Source organism: Azospirillum sp. B506 (assembly GCF_000333595.1).
Lineage (GTDB): Bacteria > Pseudomonadota > Alphaproteobacteria > Azospirillales > Azospirillaceae > Azospirillum.
The window spans coordinates 1-1,137 of the sequence record NZ_BADK01000347.1; the positions used below are offsets into that span (position 1 = coordinate 1).

A 1,137-nucleotide genomic window follows, 5' to 3' on the forward strand; every position below is an offset into this window, starting at 1 on the left:
CGAGGGCGCGACCACCGCCACCTCGGCGCAGCAGCCGCTGGTCGTGACCGTGACCGCCGTCGCCGACACGCCGGTGCTGTCGGCCTCCGACGCGGTGGGGCGCGAGGACACGCCGATCCCGCTGTCGGTGGTCGCCGCCCTGACCGACCGCGACGGATCCGAAAGCCTCAGCATCCTGGTCGGCGGCGTGCCGGCCGGCGCGACGCTGAACCACGGCCATTACGATGCGGGCCTCGGCAAATGGGTGCTGACCCAGGCCGACCTGACCGGCCTGACCATCACCCCGCCGGAGAATTCCAACACCGGCTTCAACCTGACCTTCACCGCGCGGGCGACGGAAGGCTCCAACGGCTCCGTCGCGGACGCGGCGCCGGTGACCGTGCATGTCGAGGTGCAGGGCGTGGCCGACGTGGTGACGCCCAGCGGTGCGTTGAGCGCCCGCGGCGACGAGGATACCGCGATCAATCTGCGGCTCGGCGATCTGGTGATGACCGACAATGACGGGTCGGAGCGCCTGTCCCTGGTCATCAGCAACCTGCCGTCCGGCTCCTGGCTGTCGCTGGGGGCGGGGCATGACAGCGGGCTGGTCTATCTCGGCAACGGCCGCTGGTCGGTCGATGCCCAGTACCGCAACGAACTGACCCTGACGACGAAGCAGGACTTCGCCGGCACCGTCACGCTGAAGGTGGACGTCATCACCACCGACAGCAACGGCGCGCCGATCGTCACGGTCAACGGCGTCACCTCCGGCGGGATGCTGAAGGACACCCGTGACCTGACCGTCACCGTCGATCCCAAGGCCGACGAGCCGATCGTCTCCATCAGCGCTCACGCCCTGGAGGACGCCGTCGGCGGCATCCCGCTGTCCATCTCGGCGCTGACCAGCGACATCGACCATTCGGAGCGGATCTCCTCCATCGTCATCTCCGGCCTGCCATCCTGGGCGACGCTGAGCAGCAGCGATGCCGGCGCGCTGACCGACAACCATGACGGCAGCTGGACTGTCGATCCGACCAAGCTCGGCAACCTGCGGCTCACCGTTCCGGAAAACCGGGCCGACGACTTCACCATCACCGTCAGGGTGACGGTGATGGGCGGCACGGACAGCCTGACCCGGACCTACACCCCGACCGTCAC

At 69.0% G+C, this 1,137-nt stretch carries 1 protein-coding gene; it reads left to right on the plus strand.

The features are described 5' to 3' along the window. On the plus strand, positions 1-1,137 hold a 1,137-nt coding region (locus I71_RS10605; RefSeq protein ID WP_042694714.1), incomplete at both ends, for a hypothetical protein.